Origin of the sequence: Aurantiacibacter suaedae (assembly GCF_005434915.1) — a bacterium.
Taxonomy (GTDB): domain Bacteria; phylum Pseudomonadota; class Alphaproteobacteria; order Sphingomonadales; family Sphingomonadaceae; genus Alteraurantiacibacter; species Alteraurantiacibacter suaedae.
The window spans coordinates 81871-98454 of the sequence record NZ_SKCG01000002.1 but is presented as its reverse complement, the minus strand read 5'-3'; the positions used below and the strand labels follow the sequence as shown (position 1 = coordinate 98454).

Annotated in this window: 16 protein-coding genes; 11 read left to right on the top strand and 5 right to left on the bottom strand. The window is 64.9% G+C overall.

Translation table 11 applies throughout. The features are described 5' to 3' along the window. The first annotated feature begins 45 nt into the window (after window positions 1–45). Window positions 46–582, top strand: coding sequence for a MarR family winged helix-turn-helix transcriptional regulator (locus E0473_RS06870; RefSeq protein ID WP_241657387.1), 537 nt, complete (start codon window positions 46–48; stop codon window positions 580–582). Window positions 583–615: 33 nt separating this feature from the next. After that, window positions 616–1065 (top strand): nuclear transport factor 2 family protein, encoded by a 450-nt coding sequence (locus E0473_RS06865; protein ID WP_241657386.1) that lies wholly within the window; start codon window positions 616–618, stop codon window positions 1063–1065. Here E0473_RS06865 and E0473_RS06860 read toward each other — a convergent pair. Then, window positions 1055–2275: an MFS transporter gene (locus tag E0473_RS06860; protein WP_137680151.1), complete on the bottom strand. Its 1221-nt coding sequence runs from the start codon at window positions 2273–2275 to the stop codon at window positions 1055–1057. The two genes, E0473_RS06865 and E0473_RS06860, sit on opposite strands and share 11 nt — an antisense overlap. Before the next feature lie 66 nt (window positions 2276–2341). Beyond that, window positions 2342–3196: a DUF8021 domain-containing protein gene (locus E0473_RS06855; protein WP_137680150.1), complete on the bottom strand. Its 855-nt coding sequence runs from the start codon at window positions 3194–3196 to the stop codon at window positions 2342–2344. Window positions 3197–3282: 86 nt separating this feature from the next. Here E0473_RS06855 and E0473_RS06850 point away from each other — a divergent pair, with 86 nt between their 5' ends. The 4 genes from E0473_RS06850 to E0473_RS06835 are packed head-to-tail and all read left to right on the top strand — an operon-like array spanning window position 3283 to window position 6445. Continuing rightward, window positions 3283–4050, top strand: a complete 768-nt coding sequence (locus tag E0473_RS06850; protein WP_137680149.1) for an SDR family NAD(P)-dependent oxidoreductase — start codon at window positions 3283–3285, stop codon at window positions 4048–4050. 12 nt (window positions 4051–4062) lie between these two features. Beyond that, window positions 4063–5625, top strand: coding sequence for an FAD-binding oxidoreductase (locus tag E0473_RS06845; protein WP_241657385.1), 1563 nt, complete (start codon window positions 4063–4065; stop codon window positions 5623–5625). Continuing rightward, the gene (locus E0473_RS06840; RefSeq protein ID WP_137680148.1) at window positions 5622–6080 is read left to right on the top strand and encodes a c-type cytochrome; all 459 of its coding nucleotides are present in this window, start codon (window positions 5622–5624) and stop codon (window positions 6078–6080) included. The genes E0473_RS06845 and E0473_RS06840 overlap by 4 nt, the downstream gene beginning before the upstream one ends. Continuing rightward, entirely contained in the window at window positions 6077–6445 is a 369-nt protein-coding gene (locus E0473_RS06835; RefSeq protein WP_137680147.1) for a hypothetical protein, read from the top strand. Before E0473_RS06840 ends, E0473_RS06835 begins: the two co-directional genes overlap by 4 nt. Before the next feature lie 95 nt (window positions 6446–6540). Here the strand turns inward: E0473_RS06835 and E0473_RS06830 are convergent, their stop codons facing one another. Continuing rightward, window positions 6541–8106, bottom strand: a complete 1566-nt coding sequence (locus tag E0473_RS06830; protein ID WP_241657384.1) for a tannase/feruloyl esterase family alpha/beta hydrolase — start codon at window positions 8104–8106, stop codon at window positions 6541–6543. Between the two features lie 153 nt (window positions 8107–8259). Here E0473_RS06830 and E0473_RS06825 point away from each other — a divergent pair, with 153 nt between their 5' ends. The 5 genes from E0473_RS06825 to E0473_RS15375 all read left to right on the top strand — a co-directional run bounded on the left by E0473_RS06825 (window position 8260) and on the right by E0473_RS15375 (window position 13733). Further along, window positions 8260–9168 (top strand): SDR family oxidoreductase, encoded by a 909-nt coding sequence (locus tag E0473_RS06825; RefSeq protein WP_137680146.1) that lies wholly within the window; start codon window positions 8260–8262, stop codon window positions 9166–9168. A gap of 92 nt (window positions 9169–9260) precedes the next feature. Beyond that, window positions 9261–11543 carry a PQQ-dependent dehydrogenase, methanol/ethanol family gene (locus tag E0473_RS06820; RefSeq protein WP_241657383.1) on the top strand — a complete coding sequence of 761 codons (2283 nt, stop codon included), beginning with the start codon at window positions 9261–9263 and terminating at the stop codon, window positions 11541–11543. Between the two features lie 10 nt (window positions 11544–11553). Then, a complete protein-coding gene (locus tag E0473_RS06815) occupies window positions 11554–13020 on the top strand; it encodes an aldehyde dehydrogenase (protein ID WP_137680145.1) in 1467 nt (488 codons plus the stop codon). Between the two features lie 249 nt (window positions 13021–13269). Beyond that, complete coding sequence (gene infA, locus E0473_RS06810; protein WP_137680861.1) at window positions 13270–13536, top strand: translation initiation factor IF-1; 267 nt, start codon at window positions 13270–13272, stop codon at window positions 13534–13536. 50 nt (window positions 13537–13586) lie between these two features. Further along, a complete protein-coding gene (locus E0473_RS15375) occupies window positions 13587–13733 on the top strand; it encodes a hypothetical protein (RefSeq protein WP_161981538.1) in 147 nt (48 codons plus the stop codon). Between the two features lie 195 nt (window positions 13734–13928). On the opposite strand, the gene E0473_RS06805 is transcribed toward E0473_RS15375, so the two are convergent. Further along, a complete protein-coding gene (locus E0473_RS06805; RefSeq protein ID WP_137680144.1) occupies window positions 13929–16097 on the bottom strand; it encodes an outer membrane protein assembly factor BamB family protein in 2169 nt (722 codons plus the stop codon). Then, window positions 16097–16558 (bottom strand): nuclear transport factor 2 family protein, encoded by a 462-nt coding sequence (locus tag E0473_RS06800; protein WP_241657382.1) that lies wholly within the window; start codon window positions 16556–16558, stop codon window positions 16097–16099. The genes E0473_RS06805 and E0473_RS06800 overlap by 1 nt, the downstream gene beginning before the upstream one ends. Between the last annotated feature and the right edge of the window lie 26 nt (window positions 16559–16584).

Genomic DNA, 16584 nt, shown 5'->3' with positions numbered 1-16584 from the left:
GAGCCGCAGAAGGAAAATGCGTTGGAAATAGATAGGCAAGGGGTAGTGGCCACGGGCTTGACCGCAGCGGCGGAAAAAGGGCCGCGCGCGAGCCCCGCCGATAGCGAGGAAGTCGCGATGCTGCACCGGCTGTTGAAACTCACCAACCGGCTGATGGCTCCGTTCAGTACCCATCTTTCACACCGCTATCGCATCAGCCTTAACGAGTTTCGCCTGCTGATGAGCATCGGCGCGCTGGGCCGCACGGCCAGCCACGAGGTCGCCGAAATGACCGGGGTGAATGCGATGAGCATCTCGCGCGCGGTGGCAACGCTTGAGCGTCACGGCCGGATCACCGTCACGGTCGACGAAGCGAACAGGCGGCGCAAGTGGCTCAGTCTGACCGAAGAGGGCGAGCGGCTCTACAAGTTGATGAAGCCGCAGAGCCAGCAGGTGGCGAACTATCTGTTCGATGCGATCAGCCCGGCCGAACTGTCGGCATTCGGCGATATCGTCGAAAAGCTGATCGAGCGGCTCGATGCGACCGACGAGAACGGCAATTCGGTGTTCCTGGAAAGCACGAAGCCGCCGGTGGAAAGCTAGACCCGGAAGCCTCGGGCGGATAAGTCGCTTGGCATGACACAGACACCTTACGGCATGGACGAAGACAGCCGCCGCGCTGTCGAGGCCGACGTCACCCGGCTGATTCACGACTATACCTGGGCCAACGATGCTCAGGATTGGGAAGCCTGCGCCCGGCTTTACACCGAGGATGCGGTGTTCCGCCGCCCCAGCGGGGGCGACCCGGTGATTGGCCGTGCGGCGATTCTCGAAAGCTTCCTGGCCCGCAAGCCGCGCGCGCAGCGCCATGCCATCGCCAATGTGCTGGTCGAAGTCGAAGGCCCCGCCACGGCGCGGGCGAAAAGCGTGATCGTGCTCTACATGGGCGATGCAGCGGACGACGGCGGCCTGCCGGTGCAGGATGCCAAGAGCCCGCTGATCGGCACCTTCACCGACCTTTGCGTGCTGACGCCCGACGGCTGGCGCTTTGCCGAGCGGGTCGGCGGGCTCGACTTCAGGCCGTAACCGCCGCTGGCTCCACCCGCTGCCGCACTAGCAGCGCGGGGCTTACCAGCAGGGCGAGCAGCACACAGACCAGCGCCGGGATCGCCGCCACGCCAAGGAAGGTCTGCGCGGGCACCTTGGCGGCGATCATCGCGCCGCCCAGCGGCGGCCCGGCGAAAGCGCCCAGCCGCGCCACCAGCACACCCATGCCGACCGCGCTCGACAGCAGGCGGGCGGGGAACAGGTAGGCGCACAGGCCCGGCAGCACCATGCCGCCAGCATTGGCTCCGCCCACGCCGACCATCAGCAGCAGGGTCCAGCGCGTCTGGTCAGGTGCGGTGAGAGCGATGGCAGCGAAGCTGGCGGCCATCGATCCGAACAGCAGCGCCAGTGTCAGCCCCTTGTGCCAGCGGTCCAGCAGCAGGCTCGCGCCGATGCCGATGCCGAGCCCGGCCAGATTGGCAACGCCCGCCACCCGCGCAGCATCGTCGAGGCTGAGGCCAGCGCCGGGCAGCACGGTCGGCAGCCACGAATTGAGCAGGTAAAGGTTGAGCGCGTTGAACGCGAGCATCGCGGCGAACACTGCGAAGGGGAACAGCCACGGCGCGCTGAACAGCACCAGCTGCGGCAGCCTGGCCTTGGGCGCAGCAGCGTCGGCCGGTTCGCGCGCGGGCGCGCCACCTTCGAGCGCGACGAACAGAGCGGCGGCCAGCACCACGGCAAAGGCACCGGGCACGAGGAAGAGGCCCTCCCAACCCCAGGCCCCGATCAGCTCGGGCGCGATCAGTCCGGCCAGTGCCAGCCCCACCGGGATGCCCGCCGAGACCACCGCCATCAGCGTGGCGCGCATCTTTTGCGGAGCAAGCTCCGAAGAAAGCGCGCTGACATTGGGCAGGCAGGCCCCGAGCGCCAACCCGGTGATGGTGCGCCAGAACAGGAAGTGTTCGATATCGCTCGAACTGGCCGTGCCGAGCGTTGCCAACCCGGTGCCGAGGCAGCCAAGCACGATCAGCGTGCGCCTGCCGAACCGGTCGCCCAGCGGCGCGATCAGCGCGCCGCCAAGCCCAAGCCCCACCAGCAGCGCGGTGAAGACCCAGCCGAAGCCGGCAGGATCGAGCCCGAGCGAGACTTCGAGCCGCGGCACCGCGAGGCTCATCGCGGCGATGTCGAAGCCTTCCATTATGAACACGCCGGCCAGCAAGGCGAGGGCGATGATGCGGCGGCTGGTCATTTCTCTCTCCCTAAACGTCTCGCCCGCTCATCCTGAGCTCTTCGAAGGATCGTTTTTCTTCTTGTCTTAACAGGTTCGCCCATCCCATGGGCTCGGCATCCGATAGGGCACGGTCAGAAAATTTGCCTCGACCTGGCGAATTTCCCCGTCGACGATCTTGAAGGCCTCGGCCAGATAATACGAATGCGGGCGGCGCACCGGGCTGCTGGCGGGGGTGCCGTCGGTGAGGGTGTAGTCGCCGATGCGGCCCGAATGATCGATAAAGCCATAGGTCAGCACCAGCCCCTGCTCGACATCGACCAGCGGAAAGCGGCGCGCGCGCAGGTCGTCGTCATAGCGATACCAGCCGAGCGCGAACTGCTCCTCGCAGCCGAGCCGCGCGATGGGGAGCGGGAAATCGGCATTGTTGGTGGTCTGCACGCCGTTCTCGACCCGGTTGCATTCCGGGTGGAAGCGTGTGCGGATCGTGCCGTCGTTGCGCTCGATAGTTTCGAAATAGCCATCGGCAATGCGCACCAGCTCATCGCGCGGGGCGGGCGCAGCGGGCAGGGCCATCTCGGGTTTGTCCTCGAAATGTTGCGGACCGAAGGGAAAGCCCTCGTCCTTGTTGCGCGCAACCGCCGTTTCGACCCCGGTAATCTTTCCGTCTTTTACTTCAAGCCGGATGCAGCAGGGGTTCAGCGCATCGGTTTCTTCAACCGCGGTGAACACTGCAACCTGCCCGCCAGCAGGTTCGGCCATGCGCAGCTGATAGGGGTGGCGCGCAGAGATCGTGTTCCACAGCCCGTCTCCCACCGCGAGGGCGACATTGTTCTCGGTGTTGAAAACGCCATCGGCAAAAGGCGCGCGTGCCGGTTCGTGCGCTGCGAGCGCGGCAAGGTAGGCGTCGAGCACGGCGTAAAGTTCGGTTCTGCTGGCCAAGTTCCTCTCCCTCTCTTGACTCAATGCCTCTCTAGAGGAAAAGTAACGCTCGTTAAAGTCGCGAACTGAGCGACCGGGAGAGAACTATGGATCCGGCAGGTAAGGTGGCGCTCGTCACCGGCGGCAACTCTGGCCTTGGCGCAGGCGCGGCAACCCATCTCGCGGCGCTGGGCGCTAGCGTGGTGAGCTGCGATGTGGCGGGCGAAGCGCCCACTGGGGTTGACTTCATCTCCTGCGACGTATCCGATGAGGCAAGCGTAAAGGCGACCGTAGCCGAGGTGATCGCGCGCCATGGCCGGATCGACATCTGCTGCAACAATGCGGGCGTGGGCGGCCTCGGCCCTATCGCCACGCCGGATGGGCCGGGCGATATTGCCGATTTCGCCCGCGTGATCGGGATCAATCTGATGGGCGCGGCGCATGTGGCCGCGCACGTTGGCCATGCCATGATTGCGAACGAACCGAGCGGCCCCGATGGCGAGCGCGGAATAATCGTCAACACCTGTTCCATCGCCAGCTTCGAAGGGCAGGAGGGCATGGGCGCCTACACCGCCGCCAAGGCGGCGCTGAAAGAGCTGACACTGGTCTGGGCGCGCGATCTTTCGCGTCATGCGATCCGGGTGAACGCCGTCGCGCCGGGCTTCATGGCGACCCCGTTGGTGGCAATGCTGCCGCCCGATCTGGTCGACGAATTGCTGAGCGACGTCGAGTTCCCCAAGCGCGCGGGAACCGGCGAAGACTTCGCCGCCGCCGTCGAATTTCTCATCCGCACCCCGCTGGTCAATGGCGAGGTGCTGCGGCTCGATGGCGGTGCCCGGCCGCCAGCCCGCACTCAATGGGCCTCAGGCCAGTAAGGACGCTAGATCATGGCAGATATCCCACTTCCACCCGGCTTCAGCGCCATGAAGATGGATCAGGCCCGCGCCGAGCTTGAAACGCTGCTCGGTGCCTCGAAGGTCTTCTTCGAGGATCTCGACCGGAGAACCTATCAGGACAAGTTCGCGGTCAACGATGCGGTCCATCACCCCTCCGGCGCGGTGGCGCCCGAGAGCGTGGAGGAAATTCAGGCCGTGCTGCGGGTGGCGAACCAGTATCGCCTGCCGGTGTTCCCGATCGCGCGCGGCAAGAACCTCGGCTACGGCGGCACCGCCCCCGTGCTGGCGGGCAGCGTGGTGATGGACCTGTCGCGCATGAAAAAGATCGAGTTCGATGCCGAGCTCGGCACCGTGCTGCTCGAACCGGGCGTGGGGTTTTACGACCTTTACGACTATATCCAGAAAAACAACCTGCCCTACTGGCTCTCCACCCCCGGCAACTCGTGGGGCTCGGTGATGGGCAACGCGCTCGATCGCGGCGTTGGCTACACGCCCTATGGCGAGCACACGAAGAACATCTGCGGCCTCGAGGTGGTGCTGGCCAACGGCGAAGTGGTGCGCACCGGAATGGGCGCGTTCTCAAACGCGCCGACCTGGCAGGCCTATCCGTTTGGTTTCGGCCCCGGCTGGGATCAGATGTTCGTGCAGTCGAACTTCGGGATCGTCACCAAGATGGGCATGTGGTTGATGCCCGAGCCCGAAAGCCTGATGGGCATGGACGTCGAGTTCGACAAGAAGGAAGACTTGAAGGTGATGGTCGACACCATCGCCCCGCTGCGCCGCGAGCGGCTCCTGACCCAAAGCCCCTCGATCGGCAACTGGATGCGCGCCGCCGCCATCCTGACCACGCGCGATGAGTGGACCGACAAACCCGGCGCACTCGACGACAGCGTGATCGACGCGATCCGCCAACGCTTCAACATCGGCTGGTGGGGCGTCAGCTTGCGTCTTTATGGCCGCGAGGACGTGAACAAGGCGGCCTACAAGGTGCTGGAAGACGCGATGGGCAGTGCGGGCCCGCTGTCCATCAAGCCGACCAGCTGGGTGAAGGGGCAGCCGATGGAATATTCCGGCTGGACCGGCACGCCGCTCACCTTCCCGATGCAGAACGCCAACTGGTATGGCGGGCGCGGCGGGCACATCGGCTTCTCGCCGATTATCGAGCAGGATGGCGACAAGGCGCTGGCGCAGTTCCGCCGCACCTATGCCCGCTATCAGGAATATGGCGTCGACTATCAGGGCAGCTTCGCCTTTGGCGAACGGCACCTTACCAACGTGAACGCGATGGTGTTCAACAAGGACGATCCGGAATTCATGGCCAAGATCGATCCATTCTTCCGCTCGCTGGTGGCTGACGCGAAGGAGCAGGGCTACGGCGAATACCGGACCCACCTCGACTACATGGACCTGGTGGCTGACACTTATGACTACAATAACAACGCTTTGCTGCGCATGAACGAGACGGTGAAGAACGCTCTCGATCCCAACGGGATCATCGCGCCGGGCAAGAGCGGCATCTGGCCCAAAGGCTTTGCACAGGAGCGCGGACAATGATCAGGCAGCCCGGAAAGACAACGCTCGCCTTCACTCTGGCAGGCGCACTGGCAGTGGCCGGATGCGTGGGCATGGCCGCGGCGCAGGAGGGCGGCGCAACACCGGATGTGCCCGCCACCGACACCGCGCCTGCGCAGCCTGCCCCGCCGCCAGGTATGCCCAAGCCCACCACGCTGGCGGACCGCTCCGATGCGACCGGCGGAGAGGCGCTCTATATCGAGAAGTGTATGATGTGCCACGGCCCGGTCGGCATGGGCACAGGCCTGCTCGAACGCCGGGGCCGCTCGCATGCCGAGCTGGAAAAGCGCGGTGATCTGGCGGCTGCCTTCGTAGTGCTGGCTGCGCGCAACGGCATCGGCAACATGCCCGCGATCCCGCGCGGCGAGGTTTCGGACGAGCAATTGCAGGCGATTGCCGACTATCTTGCGGCAGGCCCGCATGGGGGTGACCAGTGAAGCTGACCCGCCGCTCGTTCGTCGCCGCCGCTGCTGCGCTGCCCGCCGCCGCCTCGGCTGCTGAAAAGGGCTGGAAAGACGGGCACGAGACCGTGCTGCTGTTCGATCCCGCGCTGGCCGAGGGGCGCGCCTTTGCCGATGCCGGTTCGGCCTGGAACCGCGCCGTGATCGCCATCGAAGGCGACCGCATCCGCTTCGGGCGCGAACTGTTCGCGCGCCGCCCCGCCATCGTGCAGGGTGTGAGCCGTTCGGCCGATGCGCTGCTGCTCGAAGAGGTCGCGCGAGAGGCGGGCTACGAACGCGTCTCGCTCGAGCGCGAGGGCAAGGCGATGAAGTGGGTGCTGATGCCGCAGCTGCGGCGCTGAGCTACCTGCCCACTTTCCTCCGTTCGTCCTGAGGAGAATACCAAGCCACAGACTGAGCGCCCGTCTCGAAGGACGGGCCTCATGCCGCCCTCTGTCTACGGCAGAGCGCAGGAGAAGCTCGCGGCGACATTCGGATCACCCGTGCCATCATACTTCGCAACCCATGGCCAGGCGCAGAGCGGGCGCTGCATCGGCTCGCGCGGCGGCTGCGGAGGCTGGCCGGGGAAGGTCGGCGCTACTGTCGGGCGGTCGGCGAGAATGCGGTTGGGGGCCGCGCCGGTTGTCGCCCACTCGTCGATAATGCCCAGCGTGTCGATCTCGCTCGGCCCTGCGCCGCCCGAACAATGGTCCATCCCCGGGGCCATGAACAGCCTGAGCTGGCTGTCGCGCTGCGCGGCGGGCAGGGCATTGAACAGGCCGTAGTGGAAGGCGAGGGTATTTGTCGCCGGGATCAGTCCGTCCGACCAGCCATGCGAAAGCAGCAGCTTGCCGCCGCGCTGGAAATACGCGCCAAGGCCATCGGTCGGCACGTTGAGAAGGTCATTGCCGTAGGCGAAGCCATCCGCCGTATAGGTGCGGTAATCGGTTGATTTCCAATCCCAATCCGATTTCCCGGCATAAACGAGATCGCGGAAATAGCTCATCGCTACGGGAAAGGGTTCTTCGCCCATCACCAGCAGCGCCATCTGCATTTCGGAGCCATAGGGCCAGCCGGGCAGCAGCAGGCTGCCGTCATTTGCGCGGGTGCCGCCAAACATGTTGCTGACCGCGTGATACTGGCCCGTGGACAGACAGGCACCTTCCTGCCCCGCGCGGCATTGCAGCTTCGCAAGGTCGGGCCGGCATTGCAGCGGCGAGGATACGATCCCATCGGTCACGCCATCGATGCCGTCGCAGGCGCGCAGGATTTCCGAGTGCACTAACCCAAGCACATCGGGCGTCAGCTTCACCCCGAACCGCACCGGCTGGAAGCCCTGCCACATGGTCTGTGTCATCAGGTCGGTCATCGGATTGGCCGGGGCCATGGCGCTGATCGCGTCGAAATCCTGCGGGTAGCGATAGGCCGCCATCAGGCCCTGGCGCCCGCCGGTCGAGCACGAGTTCCAGTACGACTTGCTTGGCCGATCACCATAGTTGGCGGCGACGATCCGCTTGGCCGCCTCGGTCGTTACATGGACCGCGCGATAGCCGAAATCGACGAGTTTTTCCGGATGGCCGATGGCCCAGCGCGCGTCCATCCCGCTGCCGACATGGCCGGTGTCGGTGGCGGCGGTGGCGTAGCCGCGAGCCAGCGCGCGGCCCATCTCGGCATAGGAGATCGAGCCCGCCCAGATGCCGTTGCCAATGCCGACATATTTGCCGTTCCACCCCGACAGCGGCAGCCAGACCTCGCTCTTGATGTCGGAATCGCTGCTCGGCGTGAGCGTCATCTCCACACGGCAGAAGGCGGGGACATCGGCGAAGGGGCTCGCGGCGACACCCGGCGGCGGGCCCATGCCGTTGTTGGGCGGAGTGAAGGCACCCTTTGCAACTTCGGTCGCTGCGGTCACTTCGCCCGCGCCCAGATCGAGCCCGACAAGATCGCCGCAGGCCGCCTGAGCAGGCGCGGCAAAGGCAAAGGTCGCGCTGGCAAGCGCCAGCATGGTCTTGGTGTGCATCATCACTCCCTCCCGTTTTGTCGGCTACCCTAGCGCAAGCGCTGCGCCGGAAAAGTCGTCATTTGTATCAGCCAAGGCGAAACTGCGCGGGCTGCGTTCTCTTGTTGCTCCAACACTAACATCCGTTATGATCGTGTCCAACAAAGGAGAGGACAATTGGGCAAGATCATCGTCTCGGGCGCGTCGGGTGGGTTCGGCCATGCGGCAGCCAGCAAACTTCTGGACATGGGCTGCGAGGTTATCGCGCTCACCCGTTCACCCGATAAAGTGGCCGACCTCGCTGAACGCGGCGCCGAGGTGCGCGCGGCCGATTTCGACGACCTGGAAGGCCTGACCAAGGCGATGGAGGGCGGCGAAAAGCTGCTGCTGATTTCCACCCTGCGCGTTGGCGAAAGGGTCGAACAGCATCGCAATGCGGTGGACGCGGCCAAGGCCAACGGCGTGAAGCATGTCGTCTACACCTCGATTGTCGGCGGCGGCCTCAAGGATCACCCTGGCGTCGAGCAGACCGACCATTATGAGACCGAGCGCCTGATCGAGGAATCGGGCCTTGCCTACACCCACCTGCGCAACAGCCTCTATGCCGATGCCGTGGCCACCGCCATGGCGATTCCGGCGCTGGCCTCGGGCCACAAGCCCGAAAACGGCGGCGACGGCAAGGTGGCGATGGTCGCGCGTGATGACTGCGTGAACGTGGCCGTGGGCGTGCTCACGCAGGATGGCCATGAGAACAAGGCCTATGACGTGACCGGCCCCGAAGCGATGACGATCCATCGGGCGGTCGCGATGATTTCGGACATGGCGGGCAAGCCCATCGTGGTCGAGGATGTCGATGACGAGGGCATGTACCAGTATTTCGATTCGCTCGGCGTGGCGCGCAAGGCCTCCGACATCAAACCTGATGGACCGATTCCGTGGGCGAGCGAGGGCATGGTGACCTTCGGCCAGTCGATACGGGAGGGCTTTATGGATGTGGTGTCCGATGCGGTCGAAACGATCACTGGCAGGAAACCGCAAAGCCTCAAGTCGGTGCTGGAGGCGAACAAGGGCGCTTGGCCGCAGTGATCCTCCATCGGTTCAGGGCACTATTCGCCCCTCCCGCTGGCGGGAGGGGCAGCGAGACTTGGCGAACCGCAAGTAAGCCTAGTCGCAGCGGGGTGGGCCTCCAGCGGCTTATCCAGCGTCCGAAGCCCACCCCCAACCGCTGTGGCTGCGCCACGTCTGCGACTCCCCGCACACGGGAGGGGAGTGTTATTGCGCTGTTTGCCGCAGCCTTCGCGCTTGCCGCTTGTTCGGATAGCGCGCCGCAAGTCGATACCTCGACCTATGGCGCAGGCGACAACTGGGACAATCCCGGCGGCGACTGGGCCGAGAGCCACTTCTCGCGCCTCGGCGACATCTCGCAGGAGAACGTCGGCGAACTGGGCCTCGCGTGGGAATACGATCTCGGCACCGAACGGGTGCAGGAATCGACCCCCATCGTGATCGACGGGGTCATGTATGCCTCGGGGAACCTCGGCCGGGTCTATGCGCTCGATGCGGTGACGGGGGCCGAGAAGTGGACCTTCACCCCCGAAATGGACATGCAGATCGCCCGCTCCGCCTGTTGCGACTGGGCCAATCGCGGCCTTGCCGTGGCCGACGGCAAGGTGATCACCGCCGCGCTCGACGGGATGCTTTACGCGCTAGACGCCGAGACCGGCGCGGTCGCCTGGAGCGTCGATACCTTCGTCGACAAGGATCGCGGTTACACCATCACCGGCGCGCCCGAAGTGGCGGGCGATATCGTGGTGATCGGCAATGCGGGTGCCGAATACGACACGCGCGGCTATGTCACCGCCTACAAGATTTCCGATGGCGCAGAGGCATGGCGCTTCTGGACCATCCCGCACGACCCCGCCGAAGGCCCGCAAGAAAGCCCCGAGCTGGAAGCAGCGGTCGAGACCTGGAGCAAGGACACCCGCTGGGACATCGGCGGCGGCGGCACCGCATGGGATGCCATCACCTACGATCCCGAGTTCGATCAGGTCATCGTTGGCACCGGCAACGGCGGCCCCTATCCGCAGGCGATCCGCTCGCCCGGCGGGGGCGACAACCTCTACCTGAACTCGCTTGTCGCCGTCGACCGCAAGACCGGCGCGATGAAGTGGCACTTTCAGGAAACCCCGCAGGATAACTGGGATCTTACCGCCACGCAGCCGATGGTGCTGGCGCAGATGGACGTGAACGGCGCAAGCCGTCCGGTGATCCTGCACACGCCTAAGAACGGCTTCTTCTTCGTGGTCGACCGCGAGAGTGGCAAGCCGCTCGCCGCCAATGCCATCGTGCGCACCAATTGGGCCGACGGCTGGAACCTCGAGACCGGCAAGCCCAATATCCGGATGGACCTGGCCGACTATACTGAGGAAGCCAAGGTGGTGTTCCCCGGCTCGCCGGGCGCGCGCAACTGGTATCCGGCGGCTTTCGACCCCACGCGGAACACCTATTTCGCCCACGTGCTCGACATGGGCAACCTGATGTTCCTCACCGGCGATCCGACCAAGGTGAAGCGCGAGAAGAACTTCATGAACGCCGACGCGGCGATCATCTTCACCCCCGATCTCGAAGCCGCTTCGCCCACGCTGCCCGCACCTGTCCGCGAGGCTGTGGAGGCGAGCGAGGCCTGGCAATGGGTGAAGGAGGAGCCCTATCGCAGTGAGCTACGCGCGATGGACCCGCTCACCGGCACAACCAAATGGGCGGTGTCGAGCGAGGGCTGGCAGGACCGGCAGGGCGTGCTTGCCACGGCCAGCGGGCTGGTGTTCCACGGCAGCGTCACCGGCAAGCTGACCGCACGGGATAGCGAGACGGGCGAGGAGCTGTGGAGCGTCGATACCGGTTCCTCGATCATGGCCGCGCCGATGACCTACCGTGTCGATGGGGTGCAGTATGTCGCGGTGCAGACCGGCTGGGGCGGCGGTGGCTGGGGTTTTGTGCCCGGCTATGCCGCAGCCTATCACAAGGGCAATGCCAACCGCCTGCTGGTTTACAAAATCGGCGGCGGGCCGACCCCGCAACCGGCGGACCTGCCGCCGCTTGAACCTGCCCCCGAGCCGCCTGCGCAGTATCCCGATGCCACCCCGGCGATGATCGCCGAGGGCGCGGGGCTGTTCGGTGCCAATTGCGCGATGTGCCATTCGAACCAGCCACGCGCGCCTTTGCCCGACCTTCGCCGCATTGCGCCCAACGTCCACGCCGGGTTCGAGCAGGTGGTGCTGGGTGGCCTGTTCAAGATGAACGGCATGCCCTCGTTTGCAGATCGCCTCGACGCTTCCCAAGTGAAGGCCATCCACGCGTGGCTTATCGACACGCAAGGCAAGCTGCGGAAGCGCGAACTGCAATTGCAGGCTGAGGGCAAGCCGCTCGACAGCCGCTCGCTGACCATTCTTTCCAGTTACTGAGGAGACTTTCATGACCCCCGAAGGCGTAACCATCAAACATCCCGATAAGCTCTTTATCGGCGGCGAATGGGTCGCTGCGACCAGCGGCGCCGAGATCGAACTGGTCAATCCGTTCAGCGAAGAGGTCGTGGGCCGCGTCGCCCATGCCAGCAACGCCGATATGGACAAGGCGGTCGATGCCGCCCGCGAGGCCTTCGACAACGGCCCGTGGCCGCGCCTCTCGCCCAAGGAGCGCATGGCCAAACTGATGCAGTTCTGCGACGAGCTTGAGAAGCGCGTGCCCGAACTGGCCACGGCCTGGACCGCGCAGATCGGAGGCCTCGCGACGGCGGCAGGCCCGATGCACGGCGGTGCTGTGGCTGGCCTGCGCGGGATTGCGGCGCTGGGCGAAAGCTTCGAATGGACCAGCCAGCGCAAGGGGCAGGCGGTCGATACCGTGGTGATGGTGCGCGAGCCGGTGGGCGTGGTCGCCGCCATCGCACCGTGGAACGGGCCGTTTGCGATCATGGCCAACAAGGTGTTTTACTCGCTGATCGCGGGCTGCACCGTGATCATGAAGCCTTCGCCCGAAACCCCGCTGGAGGCCTATATCATCGCCGAATGCGCCGAGGCCTGCGGGATGCCCGCCGGTACCGTGAACCTCGTGCCGTCCGACCGTGAGGCGGCGGACCACCTCGTCCACTCGACCAAGCTCGACAAGATCACCTTCACTGGCTCCAGCGCGGCGGGCAAGCACATCGCCAGCGTGGCGGGTTCCAACATGACCCGCGCCACCTTCGAGCTGGGCGGCAAGTCGGCAGCGATCATCCGCGACGATTTCCCCACAGAAGCCGCCGCGCAGATCCTCGGCAACACCATCACCGTGATGAGCGGGCAGGTCTGCGCGATGCTTTCGCGCGCGATCGTCCCCAAGGCGCGGCATGACGAGCTGGCCGAAGCGATTGCGGGCGTGATGAAGGGCGTGAAAATCGGCGATCCGAACGATCCGGAAACCCAGCTCGGCCCGGTGGCGATGAAGCGTCAGCTCGACCGGATCGAGATGTATATCGAGGAAGGCAGGAAGAGCGCCGACCTCGTGACCGGCGGCAACCGCCCCTCGCATATGAACAAGGGCTATTTCATCGAGCCGACGCTGTTCGCCAATGTCGATAATTCCTCGCGCATCGCGCAGGAGGAAATCTTCGGCCCCGTGCTCTGCCTGATCCCGGCAGAGGATGAGGAAGACATGATCCGCATCGCCAACGACAGCGAATATGGCCTCAACGGCTCGGTCTTCACCAACGACGCGCAGGCGGCTTACGACATCGCGCGGCAGGTCCGCACCGGCGTGGTGGGCCAGAACGGCATGCGCATGGAGTGGACCGCGCCGTTCGGCGGGTTCAAATCCTCGGGCATCGGCCGTGAGGGCGGCGAGGAGGGCCTGTGGGGCTACCTCGAAACCAAGACGATCCTCACCGACGCCAGCGTCACGATCTAAGCGCTCCAAAAGCCCTTCCCACAGGAAGGCGCGTTAGACCGAACAATATAATTTCAAGCGCTCGCATTGATAAATGCGGGCGCTTGTTCTATATAGGCCATGTACAAACGTCGCCCGTCTCACATTGGGTGGCCGGAAATGGCTTGCGAACCTTTATCGCGCCATCATTTCCATTTTGCACATCACCGCCTGTTTTTGCGCTCTTACGGCGCGTTGCAGGCCCATATTAATTTGAAAGCGAGGCTCGATTTGGCGAAGGAAGAACTGCTCACCGTTGAAGGGGAAATCGAAGAGGTTTTGCCCGATGGAAGGTTCCGCGTTCTCCTCGACAATGATCATCGCTTGATTGCTTACACTGCAGGCAAGATGCGCCGCTATCGTATCCGTACGGTGGCGGGTGACCGGGTTCATGTCGAAATGACCCCCTACGACCTCACCAAGGGTCGCATCACCTTCCGCGAACGCACGCCGGGGCAAGGCCCGGGCGGACCGCGCGGCAGGCAATTCCGCAGGTAGGCGGCAATCGGGCCGGCGCCGCAGTGGCGCCGCCCCGCACAAGGATTTTAATGCATATTACGAATACCCGCGCAGCCCAGTGGTCGCGCCTTGATTTCCTGTCTGCCGATCTGTCGCAGGCCGTTATTCCTTTTACCCGCTCCGCCAAGCTGACCACACGCGACTTGCGCCGACTGGTGGCGGAGATGATCGACTAGGCGAACTGCCTCGGTCGCTTAATCCCTTGAGAAATAATCGTTTCGTCGCCCGGACTTGATCCGGGGCGGGGCTTTTCCCCGCCCGCCTACCTGGCGCGATGTGGTCAGGGGACGGCGGCGGGAGCCGTAACCCCATCGCATCCATCAGACGTTGCACAAGAGTAGCCCATCCCAGGATCAAGTCCGGGGCGACGGTTAGTCGATCCCGATAGCCCTGAGCAGCCCCTCATCCGTGTCGAGCGGAGCACCCGCCGGATAGCCATTGGCCTCCAGCAGATAGGCTGTCACCGCCAGATAGTTCGCCGCGCCTAAGGTATGGCCTGCGCCAACCGGCATCATCTCGCTGGTATAGGTGTAGAGGTCACCCACGCTGCGCCCTTGCCACTTGGCCTTGAACGCGGCACCCGCCACTGGCGGCACTCCGCCCGAGCCCGCAAGGTTGCTGCCATGGCAAGCCGCACAGCTCTGCTGATAGACTTGCCTTCCAGCCTCAGCCTGTGCGGCGGAGAACACCCCTTCGCTTGTGTTGCGGGCGAAGTTCGCATTGGCAAGATCGGGGCTTTCGAACCCGGCCGCCCCGCGCGCCGCTACGAAGGCCCGCTCCGGCCCCTCCGCGCCAATCCCCGCCTCGGGCAGGGCAAATACGAACAATGTGTTCTGGCTGCCGTGCGTCAGTTCTGGGGTAAAGGAATCGGATAGCCACAGCCCGGTTGAGACGGCGAGATACTGATGCCCGCCCACCATGAAGGTACTGGGGTAGCCGGTGATGCTGGAGCCGAGATTCATCTGCCACAGCACTTCGCCCGTCGCCTGATCGAAGGCTTTGAGCCATCCGCCCGCATCGCCCGCGAACACCAGGCCGCCCCCGGTGGCGATCACGCTTTGCATCCCGGCGCGCTGGCGGTGCACCCAGCGGGTGCGTCCCGTCACCGTGTCTAGCGCATAGAGAACGCCAAGCATCCCTTCGGCCTCGGGGGCGATCGCAATCCGGTTGCTCACGCCATAGGTGCCCACGTCACCCTGCGACGGATCGAGCGCGATCATTTGCGCGCAGGTAGCCTGCATCGGCATGAACAGGCTCGTGGTGAGCGGCGAATAGGAGCCTGCCGGATAGTTTGCGCCGCCGGTGGGGCCGGGGCAGATATCGTAGCTGCGGCCATATTCCGTCGGCACCGAGGCCGGGTTCACCGTGACCCGGCCCGAAGCGCCGTCGATGCTCTCGACGAAGTTCTGGCGTACGGTCGGTCTCGCCCAGAGGAATTTGCCGCTCTCCCGATCCAGAGTGTAGACGACGCCGGTCTTGCCCGGAACGCCTGTCAGCGTCTTGTAGGTGCGGCCCGGTTCGAGATCGGGTGCCATCCATGCCACCTCGGCAGGGTCGGGCATGGCCCGCTGATCGACCAGCATCCGGGGGAAGGTGTGGTCCATGTCCCACTGGTCGACGAGGTGCTGATAATGCCAGCGGATTTCGCCGGTTGTCACATCCAGCGCGAGCGTCGAGTTGTGGTAGAGGTAGCTGTAATCGTTGCCCGCCAGCGAGATCTTGGGCGCGGGTGCGCTGACCGAGGTGCCCATGTAGATAAGGCCAAGCTCGGGATCGTAGCTCGCCAGCATCCACGCGCCGACCTGCTGCCGGTCTTCCAGGGGCACGCCGCCCCATGTTGCATCGTTCGGATCGTCGCCTTGCGCGATGATCGGGGTCGACCAGACGAGCTTGCCCGTTTCGGCATCGTGCGCGGTGATAACACAGGCCGCCGGGCCGCCTTCCGGCTCGCAGCTTCTCCCCGTTATCGCCAAACCTTCGGCGATGATCGGGCCGCTCGATTGCTTCGCCCCTGTGCGGTAGTCGAGCACCTTGGTTTCCCACACCAGTTCGCCGGTGCGGGCATCGAGGGCATAGACATAGTCGTCAGCCGAATTGCCTATCACGAGGTTGCCATAAAGCGCCACATTGCGGGTGGTGTCGTAGACGGGCAGATAGTCGCCAATGTCCTCGGGCAGCTGGCGTTTGTACTGCCAGATCATCTGGCCCGAGCGCGCGTCGATTGCCTCGATGGTGTCGGCGGGGCCGGAGAAGAAGATCGTGCCATCGTGCATGAGGGCCGTGCCCTCCTGATGACCGGGCGGCAGCGGGCGTGCCCAAACCAGGCGCAAGCCGCTCACGCTGTTGCGGTCGATCTCGCCCAGCGGGGAATAGCCCCAGCTGTCGAGCGTGCGCCGCCAGCTCAGCCATTCGGCCGGGTCGGGTTGCTGAATCTGGGCATCGGTGACGGGGGTATAGCCCGTCACGGTTTGCCCGGCGGCCTGCGTCATGGCGAGGGCGATCACGGCCCCCGCCAGCGCGGCCCGACCGGCCAGCCGCATCAGTCGTCCAGCCGTTGCGAGTTGGGATCGATCTTCGCATCGTTGCGGGTCATCGGGTCCCAGTGCTCGGCGATCTTGCCATCCTCGATGCGGAACATGTCGAACCAGGTGGTGTAATAGGTCTGGCCCTCGGCATCGACTTCGCGGCGCACGAAGGAGGTGATCACATAGTCACCCTCGGCCACGAGGTTGATTAGCGGCAGCTCGATCTTGTCTTCGAGGGGGCGCTCGGGCCGGGTGGAGCGAATATAGTCCTCGATCCCCGCCAGCCCCTGTGCGGCATTGGGGTTGTGCTGGACATAATCCTCGCGGATGAAATCGCCCGCGCGGTCGGCATAGCCGCCCTGCAGCACGATCCGGTACATGTCGTAAACCAGCCGCTTGTTTGCCGCGAGCTGGGGATCGTCGCTGGCGAGCAGGGCTTCGTGGTCTTCGGCAACGGCCGGCGCGGTGGCGGTCATTCGGGTCTCCGGAGTTTGGGCGGGCT

What these genes read in the sequence shown, in the direction of transcription:
- E0473_RS06865 (WP_241657386.1), top strand. Translation starts at nt 616, where the DNA reads ATGACACAGACACCTTACGGCATGGACGAAGACAGCCGCCGCGCTGTC.
- E0473_RS06860 (WP_137680151.1), bottom strand. Translation starts at nt 2,275, where the DNA reads ATGACCAGCCGCCGCATCATCGCCCTCGCCTTGCTGGCCGGCGTGTTC.
- E0473_RS06850 (WP_137680149.1), top strand. Translation starts at nt 3,283, where the DNA reads ATGGATCCGGCAGGTAAGGTGGCGCTCGTCACCGGCGGCAACTCTGGC.
- E0473_RS06845 (WP_241657385.1), top strand. Translation starts at nt 4,063, where the DNA reads ATGGCAGATATCCCACTTCCACCCGGCTTCAGCGCCATGAAGATGGAT.
- E0473_RS06840 (WP_137680148.1), top strand. Translation starts at nt 5,622, where the DNA reads ATGATCAGGCAGCCCGGAAAGACAACGCTCGCCTTCACTCTGGCAGGC.
- E0473_RS06830 (WP_241657384.1), bottom strand. Translation starts at nt 8,106, where the DNA reads ATGATGCACACCAAGACCATGCTGGCGCTTGCCAGCGCGACCTTTGCC.
- E0473_RS06815 (WP_137680145.1), top strand. Translation starts at nt 11,554, where the DNA reads ATGACCCCCGAAGGCGTAACCATCAAACATCCCGATAAGCTCTTTATC.
- E0473_RS15375 (WP_161981538.1), top strand. Translation starts at nt 13,587, where the DNA reads ATGCATATTACGAATACCCGCGCAGCCCAGTGGTCGCGCCTTGATTTC.
- E0473_RS06805 (WP_137680144.1), bottom strand. Translation starts at nt 16,097, where the DNA reads ATGCGGCTGGCCGGTCGGGCCGCGCTGGCGGGGGCCGTGATCGCCCTC.
- E0473_RS06800 (WP_241657382.1), bottom strand. Translation starts at nt 16,558, where the DNA reads ATGACCGCCACCGCGCCGGCCGTTGCCGAAGACCACGAAGCCCTGCTC.